This is a genomic window from Microbacterium sp. SORGH_AS_0428 (genome assembly GCF_031453615.1).
Lineage (GTDB): Bacteria > Actinomycetota > Actinomycetes > Actinomycetales > Microbacteriaceae > Microbacterium.
In genome coordinates this window covers 458,215-480,190 of sequence record NZ_JAVIZT010000001.1, presented here as the reverse complement: position 1 = coordinate 480,190, position 21,976 = coordinate 458,215, and the positions used below count along the sequence as shown (strand labels likewise).

The following is a 21,976-nucleotide window of genomic DNA, read 5'->3' as shown; positions in this document are numbered from 1 at the left end:
ATGCGCGCGGCCGTGCTTCTCCTTAGTCGCCGCGACGAGACCTCGATCTAGGGCCCTTCTCGTCGCGGAGCTCGTCGACGGCCCCCATCATCCGACGAGGAAAGCAGCCATGGAGAACACTCAGAAGCCGTCCGGCATGCCGACGCACAAGTACCGTCCGTTCCACGAGCAGATCCGTGTGGATCTGCCCGATCGCACCTGGCCCGCCAAGCGGATCACCGAGGCGCCGCGCTGGTGCGCGGTCGATCTCCGCGACGGCAACCAGGCGCTGATCGACCCGATGAGCCCCGAGCGCAAGCGCGTCATGTTCGACCTGCTCGTGCGCATGGGCTACAAGGAGATCGAGGTCGGCTTCCCGAGCGCGAGCCAGACGGACTTCGACTTCGTGCGGGAACTGATCGAGAAGGATCTGATCCCCGACGACGTCACCATTCAGGTGCTGACGCAGGCGCGCCAGCACCTCATCGAGCGCACGTACGAGGCCATCGCCGGCGCGAAGCAGGCGATCGTGCACCTCTACAACTCCACGAGCGTGCTGCAGCGCGAGGTCGTGTTCCGTACCGACAAGCAGGGCATCATCGACATCGCGCTCGAGGGAGCGCGGCTGTGCCGCGAGTACGAGAAGCGCATCCCCGACACCGCGGTGTACTACGAGTACTCGCCCGAGAGCTACACGGGCACCGAGCTCGAGTTCGCGGCCGAGATCTGCAACGCCGTGCTCGAGGTCCTGGAGCCGACGCCCGAGCGCAAGGTCATCATCAACCTGCCCGCCACGGTCGAGATGGCCACCCCGAACGTCTACGCCGACTCGATCGAGTGGATGGGGCGCAACCTCAACCACCGTGAGAACGTCATCATCTCGCTGCACCCGCACAACGACCGCGGCACGGCCGTCGCCGCCGCGGAGCTGGGCTACATGGCCGGCGCCGACCGCATCGAGGGCTGCCTGTTCGGCAACGGCGAGCGCACGGGCAACGTCGACCTGGTCGCGCTGGGCATCAACCTGTTCACACAGGGCATCGATCCGCAGATCGACTTCAGCGACATCGACCAGATCAAGCGCACGGCCGAGTACTGCAACCAGCTGCCGGTGCCCGAGCGCAGCCCTTGGGCCGGCGACCTCGTGTTCACGGCGTTCAGCGGCTCGCACCAGGACGCCATCAAGAAGGGCTTCGAGGCGATGGCCGCCGAGGCGGCGTCGCGCGGTGTCTCGGTCGACGAGATCGAGTGGGCCGTGCCGTACCTGCCCATCGATCCCAAGGACCTGGGCCGCTCCTACGAGGCGGTCATCCGTGTCAATTCGCAGTCGGGCAAGGGCGGGGTGGCATACCTGCTCAAGACCGACCACGCGCTGGATCTGCCCCGCAAGCTCCAGATCGAGTTCTCCGGTGTCGTGCAGGCCAAGACCGACGCGGAAGGCGGCGAGGTCACGAGCGACCAGATCTGGTCGGTCTTCTCCGACGAATACCTGCCTTCGGAGTCGGAGGACGCCCGCTGGGGCCGTTTCGAGCTCCTCGGCACGCGGACCTCGAGCGAGATGACCGGCGACGTCGAGCTGAACGTGCGCCTGCGCGACGGCGACACCGTCGAGGATGCGACTGCGAACGGCAACGGTCCCATCGCCGCCTTCCTCGAGGTGCTGCGCTCCCGTGGCTTCGACATCTCGCTGTACGACTACGTCGAGCACACGATGAGTGCCGGCGGCGACGCTCAGGCGGCTGCCTACGTCGAGCTGCAGGTCGACGGCGAGCGCCTCTGGGGAGTCGGGATCGACGGCGACATCTCGACGGCGAGTCTGAAGGCGGTCGTCTCGAGCGTCAACCGCGCGATCCGCACCCGCGAGCGCGAGCTGGTCGCCAGCGCCTGATCCCGCATCCCGCCCCCGCGAGACTGCATCTTCCGCACGAGATCACGGGTAATACCCGTGATCTCGTGACGAGAGTGCAGTCTCGCGGTCGTTCACTCGGGCTCGGCGGCGGGGCGCACGATCGGGATCGCGGCGGTCTCCACCGCGACCTTCCGGCGGTAGAGCATCCGCTGCTCCGGCAGGGAGAGATCGAAGATCACGGCCAGGATGCGGATGATGGTCGTCACGGCGATGCCGACGATCGCCGCGGCGACGAGGTTCACGCCGAACGCCTCCAGCGTGGCGAGGACGACGCATCCGGCGGCCGCGGCCACGGCGTAGAGCGACCCGACGTGCATGATCGCGACCGGCAGGCCCATGATCACGTCGCGGAGCACCCCTCCGCCCACGGCCGCGCAGACGCCGACGAACACGGCCGGCACGACAGGGAGTCCCAGGGCCAGCGCCTTGCTCGTGCCGAAGGCGCCGAAGAGCCCGATGACGAACGCGTCGAGCGAGACGATGACCCGATTGAGGCGCTGGAAGAGGCCCGCCAGCAGCATGCCGATGAGGGATGCGGCCATCGCCGTGAGCAGGTACCAGTCGCTCTGCAGGGTGGCGGGGGCCACGCCGAGCAGCAGATCGCGGATCAGACCGCCCCCCATGCCGAACAGGATGCCGATGATCGCGACGCCGAGCAGATCGAGGCGGCGCTGTCCGCGGAAACCGGACGCGAAGAGCGCGCCCTGCACGCCTCCGAGGGCGACGGCGGTCAGATCGGCCCACAGGGGGATCACGAAGAGCGGCTCGGTCACGCATCCATTGTCCCTGCTGGGCGGGATAATCGAGTGTGCCCACCTATCGCGACGAGGTCGTGGTCCTGCGCACCCACAAGCTGGGTGAAGCGGATCGGATCGTCACCATGCTCGGGCGCCGCACCGGCAAGATCCGCGCCGTCGCGAAGGGCGTGCGCCGCACGTCGTCCCGGCTGGGCGCGAGGCTGGAACCGTTCATGGTGGCCGACGTCCAGCTCTACGCGGGTCGCTCGCTCGACATCGTCCAGCAGGCCGAGTCGCTCGGCACCTACGGCGCCGACATCGCCGGCGACTACGACAGCTACACCGCCGCGAGTGCGATGGCGGAGACCGCCGACCGACTCGGCGACGCCGAGGCATCCGCATCGCACTATCTGCTGCTGGTGGGAGGTCTGCGCTCGCTCGCTCGCGCCGACCACGCGCCGCGCAGCATCCTCGACTCCTACCTCCTGCGCGCACTCGCCCTCTCGGGCTGGGCCCCCGGCCTCGACGACTGCGCCCGATGCGGCGCCCCGGGTCCGCACAGCGCGTTCGTCGCCCAGGCCGGCGGCATGGTGTGCCGCTCATGCGCGCCCGCGGGATCCGCGCGCGTGGATGTCGAGACCACAGGCCACCTCCGTGCGCTGCTCACCGGCGACTGGGTGAGCGTGGACGCCGCGACCGAGCGCACGCACGCCTCCGCCTCCGGGCTCGTCGCCGCCTACGCGCAGTGGCACCTCGAGCGCGGCATCCGATCGTTGTCCCACGTGGAAAGAGCCCGATGAGTCCGAAGCCCTACACGCACCGGGACGCGGTGCCGTACCGACCCGTCGACTGGACGGGCGAGTACCCGCCCGCGTACCAGCGGGGCACGGTTCCCCGTCACGTGGCGATCGTGATGGACGGCAACGGGCGGTGGGCGAACGGCCGCGGACTCACCCGTGTCGAGGGGCACAAGGCGGGCGAGGCGGCGCTGCTGGACGTGGTCGCCGGAGCGATCCAGGCGGGCGTCACCCACCTCTCGGTCTACGCGTTCTCGACCGAGAACTGGAGTCGTTCGCCCGACGAGGTGCGCTTCTTGATGGGCTTCAATCGTGACGTGCTGCACCGTCGCCGCGACCAGCTCAACGAGTGGGGTGTGCGGGTGCGGTGGGCCGGACGCAAACCACGGCTGTGGGGCTCGGTCATCAAAGAGCTCCAGTACGCCGAAGAACTCACGCGCGAGAACACGGTCCTGACATTGACGATGTGCGTCAACTACGGCGGCCGGGTCGAGCTCGTCGACGCCATGCGATCGATCGCGGATGATGTCGCCGCCGGGCGCCTCCGGCCGTCCGCCGTGACGGAGAAGCTCGTCCAGCGCCGGCTGTACCAGCCCGACATGCCGGATGTGGACCTGTTCGTCCGATCCAGCGGGGAGCAGCGCACCTCGAACTTCCTGCTGTGGGAGTCCGCGTACGCCGAGTTCGTCTTCCTCGACACCCTGTGGCCCGACTTCGGCCGCCGCGATCTGTGGCGCGCGATCGACATGTACCTGGGGCGCGACCGCCGCTTCGGCGGCGCGGTGGACGCGCCGCGGACGTGAGGCGCGCTCAGCCGATTCCGAGCTCCGCGTCCGTCTTCGGATAGGAACGCTGCAGCCACGCGCCGAACCCCTTGCGGGCGAGGCAGGCGGTGTTGTCGGCGCAGGCGATCACCGGATCCTCCTTCGCGTAGATGCGGTATGTGTCGACCTTTCGGTTGAGGGCATCGCCGCTGAGGTTGACGGGCAGATTCTGCGAGGGATAGCCCACGAAGTACCGGATGGCATCCGTGGGGTATCCGACGCTCTGTGCTGCCGCCCGCACGATCGCGCCCGTCGCGCCGTGGTCGGGGTGATCGCCCTGCGTCAGGGGCGAGTTGGCGGGGACGTGGGTGAACAGCCGGCTGGGCGCCCACGCCGTGATCGCCTCCGCGACGGTCTGCTGCAGCACCGCCGCGCTGAGGGCCGGCGCACCGTCGATCGGGGCGAGCGCCGGGATCGCGCCGGACTCCAGCTGCGGGAGGCTGCCGTGGCCCGTGGCGGTGAACCCGCCCGCATCGAGGCCGCCGTCGGGAAGACGAAGGAAGGCCACGCTCAGCTTCGGGTCGCCCTGCCGGGAGAACAGGGTGACGTGTGCGCCCGACAGCGTGGTGATGCTGGTCTCGTCCCAGAACGCCTGTGCGCCGCGCATCGAGTTGTAGGCGCGCAGGATTCCGAGCTCGCGCGAGCGCGAGTAATTCGTGCCCTTGCCGGCGTCTCCGGCGGTCAGGTAGAGCGTGCGCACGCATTCGCCGTTGCTCACCGCATCCTGCAGCGAGGGGTTCGCGAAGATCAGGTCGTCGTCCTGGTGCGCCCACACCGACATCACTGTCGTCGTGTCGCATCCGAGCGCGAGCGGGGAGACCGGCGCCGGGGGCGGCGGCGGGATGTCGGGTGTCTGCACCGGGGTCGGCAGCGGTGCGGGATCCGGTGAGTGGATCACCGACGGCGACGAGCTGGGTGTCGGTTCCGCGGCGAACGGGAAGGACGGCGGCAACTGCGGCAGGACCACGGCCGCAGCCGTGGTGCCGCCCACCGCCAAGACGGCGATGATCGAGCTCACCCAGATGACAGTGCGGCGTCGACGCCGTCGTGCGTGGCGCGCGTCACGCGCCGGGGTTCGGGTCCCCACGTTCTTTCCCCATGTTGCTCAGGTGCCGGCATACCCCCACGGCAGCCCCCAGAAGTCTCGCACAGCACGCTCCGCTTACGCGGCCATTCTTCACACCTTCTCAGCGTTCGTCGCTGCGGGTCGCGGGGCATCGGAATAGTGAGGGCAGCGCCGCCGTTGCTCCCGTCATGACAGACCCGATTCGTATCGACGTGTGGAGTGACATCGCGTGCCCGTGGTGTTACATCGGAAAGCGCAATCTCGAGGCCGGACTGAAGGCCGCCGCCGCGGACGAGGACGCCCCGCAGGTGGAGGTGACCTTCCACTCGTACGAGCTCTCGCCCGATACGCCCGTCGACTTCCACGGCAACGAGGTCGACTTCCTTGCGGAGTACAAGGGGATGCCGCACGACCAGGTTCGGCAGATGCTGGACCGTGTCACCGGTGTGGCGGCCGAGGCTGGTCTGGACTACCACTTCGAGAAGCTGCAGCACACGAACACGGTGCTCGCTCATCAGCTGCTGCACTTCGCGAAGGAGCAGGGTCTGCAACGGGAGATGACCGAGCGCCTGATGGCCGCCTACTTCGTCGAAGGGCACCACGTGGGTCGGGTGGACGATCTCGTGGCGCTGGCCGCCGAGGTGGGACTGGATGCGGATGCGGCGCGCGAGGCGCTGCAGAGCAACCGCTACCTCGAGGCCGTCGAAGCCGACAAGGCGCAGGCGGCGGCGTACGGGATCAACGCCGTGCCGTTCTTCGTGATCGACGAGCGCTACGGAGTGAGCGGGGCGCAGCCGCCGGAGGCGTTCGCGCAGATCGCCCGCCAGGTGTGGGCGGAGCGGCAGGGCGACGAGACGGCCTGACTCAGGCGGGCAGGTTCCGCTCGATGACCTCGACGATCGCCGGATCGTCGGGCTTCGTGGTCGGGCGGAACCGGTGCACGTCTCCGGCGGGGGTGAGCACGAACTTCTCGAAGTTCCAGAGGATGGGGCCGTGCTTGCCCTCTTCGTCCTTCGCTCGCTTGAGTGCCTTGTACAGGGGAGCGGCGCCGGGGCCGTTGACCTTCACCTTGTCGTTCACGGGGAACGTCACGCCCCACGTCATCGAGCAGTACTCGAGGATCTCCTCGACGGATCCCGGCTCCTGGCCCATGAACTGGTTACAGGGGAATCCGAGGACGGTGAAGCCTCGCTCACCGTAGGTGCGCTGCAGTTCCTCGAGCTGTTCGTACTGCGGGGCGAGCCCGCAGCGTGAGGCGACGTTGACGATCATGAGGACGTTCTCTCCGTATTCGGCGAGGGTCTTCTGGGTGCCGTCTGCGGCGGTGAAGGGGATGCTGCGGAGGTCTTCGGCGGTGGTCGCGCTCATGAGCCTTACAGTACGCCGCCGCGCGGTCCCTCGGTCTGGGAGAATGATTTGGTGACCACGACAATCGCCCCCGCGCGCCCCCTGCGGCTCGGCCCCATCGAGGTCGAGGTGCCGGTGGTTCTCGCGCCCATGGCGGGCATCACGAACACGGCGTTTCGTCGGTTGTGCCGCGAGTACGGCGCGGGCCTCTACGTGAGCGAGATGATCACCTCGCGCGCCCTGGTCGAGCGCAATGAGACGACCATGCGGCTGATCCGTCATCACGAGTCCGAGACGCCCCGCTCGGTACAGCTCTACGGCGTCGATCCGGCAACAGTGGGAGCGGCTGCACGGCTGCTCGCAGACGAGGATCGCGCCGACCACATCGACCTGAACTTCGGTTGCCCCGTCCCCAAGGTCACCCGCAAGGGTGGGGGAGCGGCGTTGCCGTGGAAGAGCGGGTTGTTCGGCGACATCGTGCGCGCTGCCGTGCACGGCGCGGGCGACATCCCGGTGACCGTGAAGATGCGCAAGGGCATCGATGACGATCACCTCACGTATCTCGATGCTGCCCGGATCGCGGAGGATGCGGGGGTTGCGGCGATCGCGCTGCACGCGCGCACCGCGTCGCAGTTCTACTCGGGCAACGCCGACTGGGATGCGATCGGGACGCTGAAGCAGGCCATCACGAGTGTGCCGGTGCTGGGCAACGGCGACATCTGGTCGGCGGAGGACGCCGTGCGGATGGTCGAGCAGACCGGCTGCGACGGCGTCGTGGTGGGTCGCGGCTGTCTCGGGCGTCCGTGGCTCTTCGGCGATCTGGCCCGCGCGTTCGGCGGCGGTGCCGGAACGCAGCCGGTCGATGCGACGCTCGGTTTCGTGGCGGGCGCCTTCCGGCGTCACGCGGAGCTTCTGGTCGAGTTCTTCGAGGACGAGGATCGCGGATGCCGCGACATCCGCAAGCACGTGGCCTGGTACTTCAAGGGGTATCCCGTGGGCGGCGACATCCGCGCGCGGCTCGCGACGGCCTCTTCGCTGCAGGAGATCGACGACCTCCTCGGCACGCTGGAGCTCGATGCGCCCTATCCGGGCGAAGCGGCCGAGGGTCAGCGCGGTCGCGCGGGAACCCCGAAGCGCCCGGCGCTTCCCGAGGGCTGGCTCGACAGCCGGGAGCTGGCGACCGACGCCGCCGGCGCGCTGGCGGATGCGGAGCTCGACCACAGTGGCGGCTGAACACTCCATGACGGGGACGCGCCCCGACGGGTACGAGGCGACCGACGCGGAACGCTTCTTCGCCGAGCAGCACCGCTCGCAGCGCGACGACTTCGCCCGCGATCGCGCGCGAGTCCTCCACTCGGCCTCGCTGCGCCGGCTGGCGGCCAAGACGCAGGTGCTCTCCCCGGCGAGCCCGGCAGATTTCGCGCGCAACCGATTGACGCACTCTCTCGAGGTCGCGCAGGTGGGGCGCGAGCTGGCGACCGCCCTGCAGCTGGCGCCGGACGTCGTGGATACGGCATGCCTGAGCCATGATCTCGGTCATCCGCCGTTCGGACACAACGGCGAACGTGCGCTCAACGACTGGGCCGAGGACATCGGTGGTTTCGAGGGCAATGCCCAGACCCTGCGCATCCTGACCCGGCTCGAGTCGAAGGTGATCTCGGACGACGGCCGCAGCTACGGGCTCAATCTGACACGCGCCAGCCTCGACGCGACCTGCAAGTACCCGTGGACCATCGACAGCCCGGTGCCCGATCCAGGGGGGCGGCTGAAGTTCGGCGTCTACCCCGATGACGAACCCGTCTTCCGCTGGATGCGCCAGGGCGCGCCGGGCCGGGTGCGCTGCATCGAGGCCGAGGTCATGGACCTCTCGGACGACATCGCCTACTCGGTGCACGACTTCGAGGACGCCGTCATCAACGGATACCTCGATCCCGGCCGCCTCTCAGACCCGCGTCAGCACACGGCGCTGTTGAGCGCCATCCAGACGTGGGTCGGCTACGACTTCACGCGCGACGAGCTCGAGGACGCCCTCTACCGGCTGACCAGCCTGCCGGAGTGGATCGCCTCGTTCGACGGGACCCGGGCGGCGCACGCCAGATTGAAGAACCTCACCTCCGACCTGATCGGCCGTTTCGCGCGCGCCGCGACCGCTGCGACACGCGACGCGTACGACGCACCGGCGCTGACGCGGTACAACGGCCATGTGGTCGTCCCGCGCGTCGTCGAGGCCGAGATGGCGGTGCTCAAGGGCACGATCGGAGCGTTCGTCGTCACGATCGAGGGGCGGAAGGGGCTCTACCGCGAGCAGCGACGCCTGCTGAAACGGCTCGCGACCGCCCTGTGGGAGGCGCCGGAGCATCTCGATGCCCTGCACGCTGAGGACTTCGCCCGCGCCGAGAGCGACGGCGCACGTCGGCGCGTGATCGTCGACCAGGTGGCGAGTCTGACGGACCGTTTCGCCCTGGGCTGGCACCACCGTCTGGTCGGCGAGATCGACACCGAGACCCTCGACGTCTGGATGCCGGGAGGACGAACCATCGCCCGCTCCCTGTACGCCCTTCCCGAGCCTCTTGAGGGGCTCTGATGCCGGGGCGCATCGCGCAGGCCGACGTCGAGGAGGTGAAGGCCCGCACGAACATCGCCGACATCGTGGGGGAGCGCGTCGCGCTCAAGTCCGCGGGCGTGGGCTCCCTCAAGGGCCTGTGTCCGTTCCACGACGAGAAGAGCCCCAGCTTCCATGTGCGACCGCAGGTGGGCTTCTACCACTGCTTCGGATGCGGTGAATCAGGCGACGTCTACACGTTCCTTCGGCGGATGGACCATCTGACCTTCACCGAGGCGGTGGAGCGCCTCGCGGGACGCATCGGCTACACGCTCCACTACGAAGAGGGCGGGGCGGCGCCCGAGACGTCCGGACGCGCCCGTCTCTACGCGGCGAACGCGGCGGCCGCCGAGTTCTTCCGGGCACAGCTGTTGACCCCCGAGGCCGAAGTGGGGCGCCGCTTCCTGGGTGAGAGGGGCTTCGACGCGGGCGCGGCCGCGCACTTCGGTGTGGGCTTCGCGCCGCCGGGATGGTCGGGCATGCTCGACGCCCTGACGGCGAAGGGGTTCACGAAGGAGGAGCTGCTGACGGCGGGACTCGTGTCCCAGGGGCAACGCGGTGTGTACGACCGGTTCCGAGGTCGGGTGGTGTGGCCCATCCGCGATGTCACCGGTCAGGTTCTCGGCTTCGGCGCGCGGCGCCTGCTCGAAGACGACAAGGGCCCGAAGTACCTCAACACGCCCGAGACGCCGATCTACCGCAAGTCGCAGGTCCTTTACGGCATCGACCTCGCCAAGCGCGACATCGCCCGTGGCGAGAAGCGCCGCGTCATCGTCGTCGAGGGGTACACCGATGTCATGGCGTGCCACCTGGCCGGGCTGACCACCGCTGTGGCGACCTGTGGGACGGCATTCGGCGCCGAGCACATGAAGGTGCTGCGTCGCATCATGGGCGACGACGCGGCCGCAGAGATCGTCTTCACGTTCGACCCGGATGCGGCAGGCCAGAAGGCCGCGGTGCGCGCTTTCGCCGAGACACGCACGGCCAACGCGCAGAGCTTCGTGGCCGTGGGGCCTGCGGATCTCGACCCGTGCGACCTGCGGCTGGCGCGCGGCGACGGCGCGGTGCGCGCGCTGATGGACACGAAGGTCCCGATGTTCGAGTTCGTCATCGACCAGCGCCTCGCCGGCCTCGACCTGCGCACGGTCGAGGGGCGCCTCGCGGGCCTCAACCTCGCCGCCCCGCTGCTGGCGGAGATCCGTGACGAGCCGCTGCGTCGGCGATACGAGCATGTTCTGGCGCGCCGACTCGGCGAAGACCTGAAAGACGTCCACCGCGAAGTGGCCCGCCAGCGAGCCCGCGCCGCCGGTGCGCCGGAGCCCGCGGCCGCCCCGGCCGCCCCGCTCGACGCCCCGCAGCAGCCCGCCGTGCGCGTCTCGCTCGCCTCGCTGCCTCGTTCCGCCGATCTGGAGCGCGACGCGGTGATGGGCTTCTTGCAGTACGGGCACCGCCTCGATCCTGCGGAGCTGCGTGCGGCGCTGGATGAGACCTTTCAGCATCCTGCCCTCGAGGCGGTGCGATCGAGCATCGCGGCGGTCCCCGATCACTCCCGTCCGGGATGGGCGGCCGCGGCGGTCGACGCCGTGAGGGAGCCGTACCGGTCGCTCGCGGCCGAACTGCTCACGGGTGATTTTCCGGCGCGCGATGAAGAACACGCCGTGATCTCCGCTCGTGACCTCGCGCTGCGCATCCGGCTTCGTGCCATCGACCGCCAGAAGCAGGAGCTGGTGGGAGACATCCAGCGGCTCGCCCCCGATTCGCCTGAGGGGCGCGAGGTTCGCCTGCGCCTGCGCGAACTCGACGCGGCGCGACTGCGACTGACTCTCGATCAGTAGCGATTCGGGCGCTCAGCGTGCAGGATGACTGCATGGATCAGGCCGCGCTCAGCATCGATTGCAGCGACATCTCGCTGGCTCACGCAGGTAGCGACGAGAGGGTGATCGACGGGATCTCCTTCCGACTGGAGCGCGGAGCCGCCCTCATCCTGGTCGGTTCGACGGGCTCGGGGAAGTCGACGCTCGCAGCCGTCCTGGCCGGGCAGTCGGATGAGGGCGTCCACGTCGTCGGCGGCGATGCCGTCGTCGAAGGGGTGTCCGTGCGACACGGCGGTCGCCGTCGTCGCGCGCTTCCGGTCTTCGCGGGCTACCTGCGGCAGCAGGACGGCGCCCAGCTGCCACCGCGGCTGACGGTGGCGGAGATCGTCGCGGAGCCCGTCACGAGTCGTGCGCGGCGGGTGAACGCTCGTGCGCTCGAGCTGCGGGTGGTGACGCTGCTCGACGAACTCGGTCTCAGCATCGGCGCGGCATCCAAGTTCCCGTACGAGCTGAGCTCGGGGATGCGTCAGCGTGTCGCGATCGCACGCGCACTCGTGCTCGATCCCCGGCTGGTGGTCGCCGATGAGCCCATGGCGAATCTCGACGTCGAAGGGCGCGAACTGGTGCGAACCGCCTTCGAGGCGCGGCGCCGCGAGCGGGGCACTTCGCTGCTGCTCGTCGCGAACGAGGCAGAGACGCTCGCGAGCTTCGATGCCGATGTGCTCGTGATGCAGGGTGGTCATGCGGTCGGATTCGGCCATGGCGTGAAGAAGATGCAATGGACGCCCTCGTCGTCGGCTGATCGCCGCCTCGTGTCGTCGTGAGCCCGCGGAGTTTGCTACGATAGTGGGGTTGCCTTCGCATGAAGGACAGCATTCCTCGGTAGCTCAATTGGCAGAGCAATCGGCTGTTAACCGATAGGTTCTTGGTTCGAGTCCAAGCCGGGGAGCGAGAGTACTGCGTCATCTACCGCAGCTCTCACCTGAGACCCGGGCTTCCACCCCGGGTCTTTTTTCATGCCTGCGTACCCGGTCGCTGCGCTCGTCCACAACCGGCTCGGCATGAACATAGCCGCTGGATAGGGTGAGGGGGAGACGCTTCGGGGTGAGGCGTCCGTCGCCGTGACCGGAAGGATGCACATGGATATCGCCGCACTCGGAGCAATGGGGCTGCTGGCCATCGTCGGCGGGATCGTGCTCGTCGTCGTCCTGGTGATCGTGCTGATCCTGATCCGCGCCTGGTACCGGGTGGCGAAGGCCGACGAGGCTCTCGTGATCGTGGGTAAGAAGCAGCGCAGCACCAGCGGAGACTCTCGCATCACGGTGATCACCGGCGGCGGTGCGATCGTGAACCCGCTCACCCAGCGCGGTGAGATGATCTCCCTCCGCGCGCGTCAGATCAAGATGGAGCCGACGGCGCAGTCCTCCAACGGCGTCACCGTCAACGTGAGCGGTGTCGCGCTCGTCAAGATCGGTTCCGACCCGGAATCCGTCCGCCGCGCGGCCGAGCGCTTCGCCTCGCAGGACAAGGCGATCGAGCAGTTCACGACCGAACAGCTCGAAGGCGCCCTCCGCGGCGTCGTCGCGACATTGACGGTCGAAGAGCTCATGCGCGATCGCCAGCGCCTCTCGGACCAGATCGCCGAAGGCATCAAGAGCGATCTGTCGTCGCAGGGGCTGATCCTCGACTCGTTCCAGATTCAGGGCATCACCGATCAGAACGGCTACATCTCCGCTCTGGGCGCGACCGAGGTGGAGCGCGTGAAGCGCGAGGCTGAAGTCGCCAAGATCAACGCGGAGCGCGAGATTCGGGCGCGTCAGATCGCCACACAGGAGGCGAACCTGATCGAGCAGACCGCGCTCGACAAGAACACGGCGGCCGCACAGGCGGAGGTCGGCCGCGCCAACGCCGAGGCCGAGCAGGCCGAGGCCCTTGCCCGCGCCGAGCGTCAGCAGGCGGTGCTGCTCCAGGAGGCCGAGAACAAGCAGGCCCGACTGGATGCCGACATCAAGAAGGTCGCCGACGCCAACCTCTACGAGCGCGAGCGCGCAGCCGATGCCGACGCGTACGCCAAGGTCAAGGCGGCGCAGGCCCAGGCGCAGATCGCCGAGCAGGATGCGGCCGCGACGCGCCTTCGTGCGAACGCCGAAGCCGACGCCGTCCGGGCCGAGGGTGAGGCGCGCGCTGCGGCGATCGAGGCGGAGGCCGAGGCTCTCAGCCGCAACCAGCAGGCACTGCTCGCGCAGCGCGCTCTCGAGGCGCTCGTCCCGATGATGGCCGAGTTCGCGAAGGGATACGACAAGGTCGGTTCGGTCACGGTCCTCGGCGGAGAGGGCGCCAGCAGTCACCTCGCGGCGGAGTCCGCGCAGGGTCTGCGCGCCACCTTCGACGCGGTGAAGGTCGCAACGGGCCTCGACCTCGCTGAGATCATCCAGGGCCGTGTCGTCGGACAGGCCATGGGGGAGCAGCTTCAGGCGGCCACCCAGGCTCAGCACACCCCGCCCGCACCGCCGGCAGCCGGGACGTCGTCCGACGGAGCTTGAGCCTCAGCCTTCGAGGTCGTCGACGCCCGGGAGCCAGGACGCTCCCGGGCGTCCCCATCCGCGCTTGCGGGCGATCTTCTGCGTCGTCTTCCAGTCCGAGTCGCTGAGGCGATCGATGTAGAGGATGCCGTCGAGGTGATCGAACTCGTGCTGCAGGATGCGGGCGCGCCAGCCTTCGACATCGATCGACACCGGACGGCCCTCGAGGTCCGTTCCCGTCACGCGGACGTGTTCCGAACGACGCAGCGGGAATCGCTCGCCCGGGAACGAGAGGCAGCCCTCGGACTCCTCGTCCTCGTCGGGATCGCCGGGGATGAGCGGCGTCATCCACAGCTCCGGGTTGATGATCTCGCCGCGCCACTCGGCGCCCTCGTCGTCCTGATACGTGTAGGTGAAGATCCGCAGGCCCACACCGACCTGGGGCGCGGCGAGACCGACGCCGGGCGCGGCATCCATGGTCTCGTACATGTCGGCGACCAGGGTGCGGATCTCGTCGGTCACCTCCTCGACGGGGGCGGCGGGGGAGTGGAGGACGGGATCGCCCATGATGCGAATCGGAAGGACAGCCACGTGTCAGAGCCTACCCAGCGCACGCCTGCCGTTAGGGTCATAAGGTGCTCTCAGCGGAAGTGATCCTGAACGATGTCGCCAACGACCTCGTCGGCGTCTTCCGTGACCCGGGCATCCTCATCGGCATCCCGATCGCACTGCTCGGTGCGGTGTTCATGTCGCTCGGCGCGCAGTATCAGCATCGAGGCGTCGTCAAGGTCGAGCGCCTCGCGAACGCATCGGGCGCGAGCGGGCTGAGCGGAGGTCAGCTCCTCCAGCTCTTGAGGCGGCCCTCATGGGTCGCCGGAACGGTGATGCTCGGCTTGGGTATCACCTGCCAGCTGACAGCTCTCGCCTTCGCGCCGCTGATCCTGGTGCAGCCTCTCGGGGCGGTGTCGCTGGTGATCACGACGCTGCTGAACGCTCGGATCTCCGGACACAAGCCGACCAAGGCGTCGGTGCGCTCGATCATCGCGTGCGTGGGTGGCATCCTCATCTTCGTCACCATCGCCGCGTTCGTCGCCACCGAGCAGCCCATCTCGCAGTCGGAGCTCTTGACGATCCTGGGACTGCTCGCGGTCGTGGTCGTCCTGACCGCCCTCTCCTGGTGGCTGTGGATGCGCAAGCATGCGCGTCCGCTCTTCTACATCGTCGCGGCGGGGGTGCTCTACGCGTTCGTCGCCACCCTCGCGAAGGTCGTGATCAAGAACATCCAGGAAGGCGACTTCGGGTGGCTCTCGATCCTGTGCATCGTGGGTCTGCTCGTCGCGGTCACGCTCGGGGCGTACTTCGTGCAGACCGCGTACTCGGTGGGGCCGCCCGACCTGGTCATCGCGGGTCTCACGGTGATAGATCCCATCGTCGCCGTCGTGATCGGCCTCGTCATCCTCCAGGAAGCGGCCACCGCGGGTGCCTGGGCCATCGCGGGATTCGTCGTTGCCGGGCTCATCGCGGTCTACGGCGTGTTCTCGCTCACCCGAAACCACCCGCAGGTCATCAGCGACAGCCAGGAGCTGCCATTGCAGCGAGGCAGCCGCGGCGACACGGCGCCGCCGCGATAGGCTTTTCGCCACAGGGGGCGGTGGCCAAGCTGGTCAAGGCAGCGGGCTCATAACCCGACGATCGTGGGTTCAAGTCCCACCCGCCCTACTCGCCTGATCCACGGTTCAACTCGGCGACCCGCCCGGCGGGGCGGTGTTGCCGGAGCCGTGGAGTCGGCCGGTCGACGGGTCGATCCAGCTTCCGGAGCCGGTGATCCTGTGCCAGCGCTTGTGGAATGCCAGGTCGGTGTCCTCTGCTTCCGCGACGACGGCACCGCACACATCGCAGATGTGCAGGATCACGACCTCGTCTGCTGCGGTCCTCACCATGATCGATCCCGACGGGAATGCGACGTCCATGAGGTCCCTTCGCTCTGTAGCAGACCGGTACGGTCTGCTTCGAGATGGTCATCACCCTAGAGGAGGCGGGTCGCCCGGCGTTGGTGAGTTCCACAGACCGGGTGTATCGCGAGCGTATCGAGAACTCGATACGACGCTGTGACGGGCGCATGGATTGACTCTGAGGGTGCCGTACGCCTCCCGACCCCGCGCTGATGCGGTCATCTCGACGCCGGAGCTGAGCGTGGACGAGGACGCGATTCGAGCCAACGCGCGGTACTTCACCCGTCTGACCCGCGGCCGGCTGATGGCGGTGCTGAAGGCAGACGCGTTCGGGCACGGTCCTGTCGCGTCTGCGGTGGTCGAGGAGGGTGCGACCTCGCTCGGGGTTGCGTCGATCGACGAGGCACTCGCCCTCCGACGCAGCGGTGTCGACGTCCCGGTCCTGAGTTGGCTGAATCCGATCGGCGCCGACTTCCTGTCGGCCGTCTCGGAGCGCGTAGACCTCGGTGTCGCCAGCGCGGACGCGTTGCACGCCACCGTCCGCGCCGCGCATCGCCTCGGTCGTCGGGCCCGTCTGCACCTGCATGCCGATCTGGGCATGACTCGTGACGGCGCACCCGCATCCGAGTGGCGGAGCCTCTGCGAACTCGCTCGGACGGCGGAGCGGCAGGGGCATGTGCAGATCGTCGGGATCATGGGGCACATGTCGTGCGCCGACCGCCCCGACCACCCGCAGAACCTCCGCGAGCGGCTGCGCTTCGATGCGGCCGTCCGGAGCGCGCGCCATCGAGGGCTCGCGCCAGCCGTCACCCACCTCGCGGCGACGGCCGCGACGATCACGGGAGTCGGTGGCGATCACGATCTCCATCGCATCGGAGCGGGCCTGTACGGGATCGACCCCTCCCGGACCTCGCGCGAGCTGCGCTTCGCCCTCGCCCTCCGCGCTCCGGTCATCAGCGCGCGTCGAGTGGGCGCGGATGTCGGTGTCGGCTACGGCGCTCGCTTCACCACAGACCGACCCACCCACCTGGCCCTGCTCCCGCTGGGATATGCGGACGGGTTGCCCCGCGCCGCCTCCCACCGGGCGGAGGTCTTCGTGCGGGGTCGCCGTCGTCCGATCGTCGGCTTGATCTCCATGGACATGGCGGTCATCGACACCGGCGACGACGTTCTGAACCCGGGGGAGACCGTGACGATCTTCGGCCCCGGCGACCAGGGGGAGCCCACCGTGGCCGACTGGGCGAGATGGTCGGACACCATCGAGCACGAGATCGTCACCCGGATCGGTGCACGCGTCTCCCGCGTGACGCGCCGGACACACATCGAGAGGACCCCTGAATGACGAAACTCCGGCAGCGAAGGATCGCGGTCATCGGTGGCGGAGCGAACGACGAGCACGATGTGTCGCTCGCATCGGCCGCCGCGGTGGCGCGGGCGGCGAGAGAGCTCGGCGACGACGTCTGCGAGCTGACCATCGAGCGCGGCGGGCAGTGGCGCGGCGCCGCCGGATCTCTCACGCCCGCCGACGCCGTGCGTCTTCTCGACGGCTGCGACGTCGTCTTCCCGGCGCTGCACGGCGTGAACGGCGAGGATGGTGCGATCGCCGGCCTTCTGACCATGCTGGGCGTCCCGTTCGCGGGCTCGCCGGTGCGGGCCGGAGCATTGGCGATGGACAAGTGGGCGATGAAGCTCGTCGCAGGTGCGCTGGGAGTGACGACGGCGCCGGGGATCCTGATCGAGCCCGGTGATGAGGTGACCGCTGTTCCCCTCGCCGCGCCCTTCGTGGTGAAGCCGACGTCGGGCGGCTCGAGCAACGGCGTCTCCCTGGTCTCGGACGCGGCGGACCTGGCCGTGGCCATCGAACGAGCGCGCTGCGCCGGCAACAGCGTGCTGGTCGAGCCCTTCATCACCGGGCGAGAGGTGGACATCGCGGTCTTCCGCGGCCCCTCGGGCGCATTGCGGGTCGGTGAGCCGTTGGAGATCGCCGTCGCGGAGCGGGCCCTGTTCGATCACGCTGCCAAGTACGACGGCAGCGCACCGTTCATCATCCCCGCGCGTGTGACGTCGGACGAGCTGGAGGGCTTGGAGCGGGATGCGGTGCGTCTCTACGACGCGCTCGGATGCGCCGGCGTCGCGCGCTTCGACTTCTTCGTCACCGGGCGAGGCGTCGTGCTCAACGAGGTGAACACCACGCCGGGCCTGACCGAGCACTCGCAGGTGCCGCGCATGTTCGCGGCCGTCGGGCTCGGTTACACGGCCCTCATCGATCAGCTGCTGCAGGCTGCCGTGGCGCGGTGAGCGGGCGACCGCTCGAGCCGCGGCGAGAGGCGTGTGCCGGTGCGCCTCGCGCTCACATGGACGGCGATGCTGGACCGGTCGCGATCAGATGCTCGGTGTCGACGGAGAGTGCGAGCATCTGCGCGTCGTGGATGACCTTCTGGTCGTACCCGGTGAGCCTCTCCGCATGCTGGCTCAGGTGCTCGCGCCAACTGCCGACGTGGAAGGCTTCCACGAGCACGCCTGGCTGTTCCCGATCGAGGTAGAGTGTCCAGCTGCGGGCGCCGGTGCGCCGCCGACTGTGCTCGACGAGCGCCATCCGGGTGAGGAACTCCGTCCGATTCCCGTCCTCGACCCGATATCGCACGAGGACCAGCGTCTGCGCGCTCTCGTCGATGTCGGCGTCCGCTTCGAGCTCGGGCAGGGGGAGCTCACCACGACCGCGAGCGATGTGTCCCGTCGGCGCGAGCGGGAGAGCGAGCTGTGTCAGCGCCGCCAGGACGACGACGACACCCGCTGCCAGACAGGCTGTCACCGATCCGATCCAGCCGGCCACAGCACCCGCGAGCGCGGATCCCGCCGCGGTCGAGCCGAACAGCACCATCTGATAGATCGACAGGCCCCGCGTTCGCACCCAGGTGGGGAGGAAGGACTGCACGGCACCGTTGAGGGTCGCGATCACGCCGATCCACCCTGCACCGCCCACGGCCAGGATGACGACGCTGAGCGCGGCCCACGAAGACACGGCGGTCCCGACCATGCTCGCTCCGAACGCGAGGGCGCACAACAGCACGGTGCGGTTCACGCCGATCGTGTCCCGTACGCGCGGCATCGTGAACGCGCCCACGATCGATCCCGCTCCCACGCCGGCCAGAAGCACGCCGTAGCCGGTGGCGTCGAGGCCGAGGCGCTGGGTCGCGAGAAGTGGGAGAAGCGCGTACAGCGCCGAAGCGGGAACGATGAAGAGCCCCAGGCGCAGATAGAGCGCACGGATGATCCCCGCGTTGCGGACGTAACGGACACCCGCTCGCGTGGCATCGAGGAAGGGCTCGAACCCATGAGGCGAGGGACGGTATCCCCGCCACGTCAGAAGGACCACCAGGAAGACGGCGAAGGATGCGGCATTCAGGGCGAACACGAACGCCACACCGAGCAGCGAGACCAGGGCCCCTGCGATGGCGGGGCCGATCGCCCGTGCGACGTTCACCGAGATCGAGCTGAGAGACGCCGCATTGGGGATGAAGGCTGTCGGCACGATCTCGGCGGAGATCGCACCGTACGCGGGCAGCTGCACGGCCGAAGCCGCCCCGAGGACGAGCGTCAGGGCGAGCAGCAGATACGGCGACATCTCGCCGCTCATGGTGAGAACGACCAGCGTGCCCCCGATGACGACCTGTGTGGCCTGCACCCAGATCAGAAGGGTTCGTCGATTCAGGAGCTCGCCGATCACGCCTGCGGGGATCCCGAGCAGGAGGACGGGTGCGGCACTCGCGGTCTGGACGAGGGCGATGAGCAGAGCGGAACTGTGCTGCTCGACGAGGAACCACTGCGCCCCGACCGTCTGCATCCAGCTGCCGATGTTGCTGATGAGGGCGGCGATCCACAGCGCACGGAACGCCGGCACGGTGAGCGGCGCGAGCGCGCCCACCCTCTTGGGTGGGGCAGCTGCGGCGGCCGGGTCGGATGCCTCGATCATGTCTCCCTGTTCTTGCGCCCCACGACGAACGCCTCCTCCAGCAAAGCGCGTCGAGCGGTCGCGCCGACAGGACAGCTGACGGAAGTGCGCTCGACACGCTCGGCGCGGCGTCGACATTCAGAGAGTTACAGACTTGTGATTCTCGGGTGGGCCGGAGATAATGGCCGGGACAACCGCATACCCGTAGTTCATTCGCCGAGTCAGGTCGTAGGGGAAGACGCACCTGATGATCGGAGAGAGAATGGCTGCACACATGGCGCGCGGAGTGGTGTTCATCCACTCGGCGCCACGGGCGTTGTGTCCCCACCTCGAGTGGGCTGTCGGGCGTGTCCTCGGGCGCGCCGTCAACTTCGAATGGTCCGATCAGCCGGTGCTGCCGGGGAGCCGCCGTGCCGAGTTCTACTGGGAAGCCCCCAATGGCACCGGAGCGGCACTCGCCAGTGCAATGCACGGCTGGGAGCACCTGCGTTTCGAGGTTTCCGAAGACCCGAGTGCGCGCAGCGACGGCGGTCGGTGGATGCACACGCCGGACCTCGGCGTGCACTTCGCGCAGACGGATACCGCCGGCAACGTGGTGATCGGGGAGGACCGCATCCGCTACGCGATGGAGATCGCGGCGGGGGATGCGGCGGAGTTGCAGCGCGAGCTCAGCGTCGCCCTGGGCGGCGCGTGGGACGAAGAGCTGGAGCCGTTCCGTCAAGCCGGCGACGATGCCCCGGTGGTGTGGCTGCACAAGGTCGGCTGACCAAGACCTCGGGCGGCGGGAGCGCTGCTACCGGATGCCGGTCGACCTCGTCCCGGCGCTGGGAAGGCGCACTGCCGCCCGATACGACGAAGGCCCGGAGAGCGATTGCTCTCCGGGCCTTTCGACGTCAGGGTTCAGACGTTCGAGAATGCGACGACCGCGTTGTGGCCGCCGAAACCGAACGAGTTGCTGATCGCGAGCTGGTCGCCCGCGCCCAGCGACTGGGCCGAGCCGGACACGCGGAAGGGCACGGCCGGGTCCTGCTCGGTGATGTTGATCGTCGGCGGTGCCTGACGCTCGCTGATCGCGAGGATCGTGAAGATCGCCTCGAGAGCGCCGGTGCCGCCGAGGAGATGGCCCGTGGACGCCTTGGTCGCCGATACGGGGATGTCGTCGATGCGGTCGCCGAAGACGGCCTTGAGGGCGGTGTACTCGTTGGGGTCCCCGACGGGCGTCGAGGTGGCGTGCGCGTTGATGTGCGTCACGTCGTCCGCGGACGCGTCGGCCATCGCGAGCGCAAGACCCACCGCTCGTGCGGCACCCGCGCCTTCGGGGTCGTTGGCGGTGATGTGGTACGAGTCGGCTGTGACGCCGCCGCCGGCGACGTACGCGTAGATCTTCGCGCCGCGCGCGCGAGCGTGCTCCTCGGTCTCGAGGATGAGCGCGGCGGCACCCTCGCCCATGACGAAGCCGTCGCGGTCGATGCTGGTCGGGCGCGATGCGGTGGCCGGGTCGTCGTTGCGCTTGGAGAGCGCCTGCATGGAGGCGAACGAAGCGATCGTGATCGGGTGGATGGCGGATTCGGTTCCACCCGCGATCACGACGTCGGCGAGGCCGTCGCGCAGGTGCTCGATCGCGTTGACGATGGACTCCGTGCTGGAGGCGCACGCGCTCGCGACGGTGCGCGCGAACGCACGGGCGCCGAAGTGCAGCGACAGGTTGCCGGCCGCCGCGTTGGGCATGAGCATCGGGACCGTCATCGGCATGACGCGACGGGGGCCCTTCTCCCGCAGGCTGTCCCACGCATCCAGAAGTGTCCACACGCCGCCGATTCCGGTGGCGAAGTCGACTCCGAGTCGCTCCGGAGCGACATCCGGCGCACCGGCATCCGCCCAGGCTTCCTTGGCCGCGATGAGGGCGAACTGCGAAGAGGGGTCGAGCCGCTTGGCGATGGGCCGCTCCAGCACCTCCTCGGGGCGGACCTTCGCCTCGGCGGCGAACGTCACCGGGAGGGAGTACTGCTCCACCCAGTCGTGTTCGAGAGTGCGGGTGCCGGACTCTCCGTTCAGCAGGGCGGACCAGCTCTCGGGGGCCGTTCCTCCGAGAGGGGAGGAGGCTCCGATGCCGGTGACGACGATGCGGGCGGTGCTCATGTTCGGTCTCCGAGTCGGGGTGGCGGTGGGGGCTGGGCGCCCCCACCGCAGGGGGTCACGCCTGGTTCGAGGTGATGTAGGTGACGGCGTCGCCGACGGTCTTGAGGTTCTTGACCTCGTCGTCGGGGATGGTGACGCCGAACTTCTCCTCGGCGTTGACGACGATCGTCATCATCGAGATCGAGTCGATGTCGAGGTCGTCGGTGAAGGACTTCTCGAGCGCGACCTCGTCGGCCGAGATGCCGGTCTCGTCGGTGATGAGCTCAGCGAGTCCTGCGAGGACCTCGTCAGTGGTGAAAGCCATGATGTCTCCTTGTTCGATATGGCTGGGGGCGT

The 21,976-nt window shown here is 68.7% G+C and carries 21 protein-coding genes and 2 tRNA genes; 15 read left to right on the top strand and 8 right to left on the bottom strand.

The genetic code is table 11. The annotated features are described in order from the left end of the window. Positions 1 to 109: 109 nt before the first annotated feature. On the top strand, positions 110 to 1,867 hold the full coding sequence (leuA, locus tag QE374_RS02405; protein WP_309731866.1) for a 2-isopropylmalate synthase: 1,758 nt from the start codon (positions 110 to 112) through the stop codon (positions 1,865 to 1,867). A gap of 92 nt (positions 1,868 to 1,959) precedes the next feature. Here leuA and QE374_RS02400 read toward each other — a convergent pair whose 3' ends face one another. After that, positions 1,960 to 2,661, bottom strand: coding sequence for a TRIC cation channel family protein (locus QE374_RS02400; RefSeq protein WP_309731864.1), 702 nt, complete (start codon positions 2,659 to 2,661; stop codon positions 1,960 to 1,962). A 35-nt stretch (positions 2,662 to 2,696) separates the two neighbouring features. Here QE374_RS02400 and recO point away from each other — a divergent pair, with 35 nt between their 5' ends. Further along, the gene (recO, locus tag QE374_RS02395) at positions 2,697 to 3,425 is read left to right on the top strand and encodes a DNA repair protein RecO (protein WP_309731863.1); all 729 of its coding nucleotides are present in this window, start codon (positions 2,697 to 2,699) and stop codon (positions 3,423 to 3,425) included. Continuing rightward, positions 3,422 to 4,225, top strand: coding sequence for an isoprenyl transferase (locus tag QE374_RS02390; protein ID WP_309731861.1), 804 nt, complete (start codon positions 3,422 to 3,424; stop codon positions 4,223 to 4,225). Before recO ends, QE374_RS02390 begins: the two co-directional genes overlap by 4 nt. Before the next feature lie 7 nt (positions 4,226 to 4,232). Here QE374_RS02390 and QE374_RS02385 read toward each other — a convergent pair whose 3' ends face one another. Next, positions 4,233 to 5,264: a PIG-L family deacetylase gene (locus QE374_RS02385; RefSeq protein WP_309731859.1), complete on the bottom strand. Its 1,032-nt coding sequence runs from the start codon at positions 5,262 to 5,264 to the stop codon at positions 4,233 to 4,235. Positions 5,265 to 5,500: 236 nt separating this feature from the next. Between QE374_RS02385 and QE374_RS02380 the strand changes: the two genes are divergently transcribed. Next, a complete protein-coding gene (locus QE374_RS02380; RefSeq protein ID WP_309731857.1) occupies positions 5,501 to 6,175 on the top strand; it encodes a DsbA family oxidoreductase in 675 nt (224 codons plus the stop codon). Position 6,176: 1 nt separating this feature from the next. On the opposite strand, the gene QE374_RS02375 is transcribed toward QE374_RS02380, so the two are convergent. Beyond that, complete coding sequence (locus QE374_RS02375) at positions 6,177 to 6,680, bottom strand: glutathione peroxidase (RefSeq protein ID WP_309731856.1); 504 nt, start codon at positions 6,678 to 6,680, stop codon at positions 6,177 to 6,179. 51 nt (positions 6,681 to 6,731) lie between these two features. Between QE374_RS02375 and dusB the strand changes: the two genes are divergently transcribed. From dusB to QE374_RS02345, 6 genes are all read left to right on the top strand, one after another. Then, the gene (dusB, locus tag QE374_RS02370; protein ID WP_309731854.1) at positions 6,732 to 7,892 is read left to right on the top strand and encodes a tRNA dihydrouridine synthase DusB; all 1,161 of its coding nucleotides are present in this window, start codon (positions 6,732 to 6,734) and stop codon (positions 7,890 to 7,892) included. Positions 7,893 to 7,899: 7 nt separating this feature from the next. Beyond that, a complete protein-coding gene (locus tag QE374_RS02365; RefSeq protein ID WP_309731853.1) occupies positions 7,900 to 9,243 on the top strand; it encodes a deoxyguanosinetriphosphate triphosphohydrolase in 1,344 nt (447 codons plus the stop codon). After that, on the top strand, positions 9,243 to 11,096 hold the full coding sequence (gene dnaG / locus QE374_RS02360; RefSeq protein ID WP_309731851.1) for a DNA primase: 1,854 nt from the start codon (positions 9,243 to 9,245) through the stop codon (positions 11,094 to 11,096). The genes QE374_RS02365 and dnaG overlap by 1 nt, the downstream gene beginning before the upstream one ends. Before the next feature lie 32 nt (positions 11,097 to 11,128). Further along, positions 11,129 to 11,899: an ATP-binding cassette domain-containing protein gene (locus QE374_RS02355; RefSeq protein ID WP_309731849.1), complete on the top strand. Its 771-nt coding sequence runs from the start codon at positions 11,129 to 11,131 to the stop codon at positions 11,897 to 11,899. 52 nt (positions 11,900 to 11,951) lie between these two features. Beyond that, a tRNA-Asn gene (locus tag QE374_RS02350) sits at positions 11,952 to 12,024 on the top strand. A 190-nt stretch (positions 12,025 to 12,214) separates the two neighbouring features. Further along, positions 12,215 to 13,618, top strand: a complete 1,404-nt coding sequence (locus QE374_RS02345) for an SPFH domain-containing protein (protein ID WP_309731848.1) — start codon at positions 12,215 to 12,217, stop codon at positions 13,616 to 13,618. A gap of 3 nt (positions 13,619 to 13,621) precedes the next feature. On the opposite strand, the gene def is transcribed toward QE374_RS02345, so the two are convergent. Next, positions 13,622 to 14,188 carry a peptide deformylase gene (gene def, locus QE374_RS02340; RefSeq protein WP_309731846.1) on the bottom strand — a complete coding sequence of 189 codons (567 nt, stop codon included), beginning with the start codon at positions 14,186 to 14,188 and terminating at the stop codon, positions 13,622 to 13,624. A gap of 44 nt (positions 14,189 to 14,232) precedes the next feature. Here def and QE374_RS02335 point away from each other — a divergent pair, with 44 nt between their 5' ends. Together QE374_RS02335 and QE374_RS02330 are read left to right on the top strand one after the other, a co-directional pair. Further along, entirely contained in the window at positions 14,233 to 15,228 is a 996-nt protein-coding gene (locus tag QE374_RS02335; RefSeq protein ID WP_309731844.1) for a DMT family transporter, read from the top strand. Between the two features lie 14 nt (positions 15,229 to 15,242). Next, positions 15,243 to 15,316, top strand: a tRNA-Ile gene (locus tag QE374_RS02330). A 17-nt stretch (positions 15,317 to 15,333) separates the two neighbouring features. Here the strand turns inward: QE374_RS02330 and QE374_RS02325 are convergent. Beyond that, positions 15,334 to 15,567 (bottom strand): histidine ammonia-lyase, encoded by a 234-nt coding sequence (locus QE374_RS02325; RefSeq protein ID WP_309731842.1) that lies wholly within the window; start codon positions 15,565 to 15,567, stop codon positions 15,334 to 15,336. Between the two features lie 166 nt (positions 15,568 to 15,733). Between QE374_RS02325 and alr the strand changes: the two genes are divergently transcribed. Together alr and QE374_RS02315 are read left to right on the top strand one after the other, a co-directional pair. Beyond that, positions 15,734 to 16,891 carry an alanine racemase gene (gene alr, locus QE374_RS02320; RefSeq protein WP_309731840.1) on the top strand — a complete coding sequence of 386 codons (1,158 nt, stop codon included), beginning with the start codon at positions 15,734 to 15,736 and terminating at the stop codon, positions 16,889 to 16,891. Next, positions 16,888 to 17,847: an ATP-grasp domain-containing protein gene (locus QE374_RS02315; protein ID WP_309731837.1), complete on the top strand. Its 960-nt coding sequence runs from the start codon at positions 16,888 to 16,890 to the stop codon at positions 17,845 to 17,847. The genes alr and QE374_RS02315 overlap by 4 nt, the downstream gene beginning before the upstream one ends. 52 nt (positions 17,848 to 17,899) lie before the next feature. Here the strand turns inward: QE374_RS02315 and QE374_RS02310 are convergent, their stop codons facing one another. Continuing rightward, positions 17,900 to 19,522, bottom strand: coding sequence for an MFS transporter (locus QE374_RS02310; protein WP_309731835.1), 1,623 nt, complete (start codon positions 19,520 to 19,522; stop codon positions 17,900 to 17,902). 241 nt (positions 19,523 to 19,763) lie between these two features. On the opposite strand from QE374_RS02310, the gene QE374_RS02305 reads away from it, so the two are divergent. Further along, positions 19,764 to 20,267 carry a DUF3145 domain-containing protein gene (locus QE374_RS02305; RefSeq protein WP_274288034.1) on the top strand — a complete coding sequence of 168 codons (504 nt, stop codon included), beginning with the start codon at positions 19,764 to 19,766 and terminating at the stop codon, positions 20,265 to 20,267. A 134-nt stretch (positions 20,268 to 20,401) separates the two neighbouring features. Here QE374_RS02305 and QE374_RS02300 read toward each other — a convergent pair whose 3' ends face one another. Both QE374_RS02300 and QE374_RS02295 read right to left on the bottom strand, forming a co-directional pair. Next, positions 20,402 to 21,640, bottom strand: a complete 1,239-nt coding sequence (locus QE374_RS02300; RefSeq protein WP_309731832.1) for a beta-ketoacyl-[acyl-carrier-protein] synthase family protein — start codon at positions 21,638 to 21,640, stop codon at positions 20,402 to 20,404. A gap of 55 nt (positions 21,641 to 21,695) precedes the next feature. Then, complete coding sequence (locus QE374_RS02295) at positions 21,696 to 21,944, bottom strand: acyl carrier protein (protein WP_019182110.1); 249 nt, start codon at positions 21,942 to 21,944, stop codon at positions 21,696 to 21,698. Positions 21,945 to 21,976 lie beyond the last annotated feature (32 nt).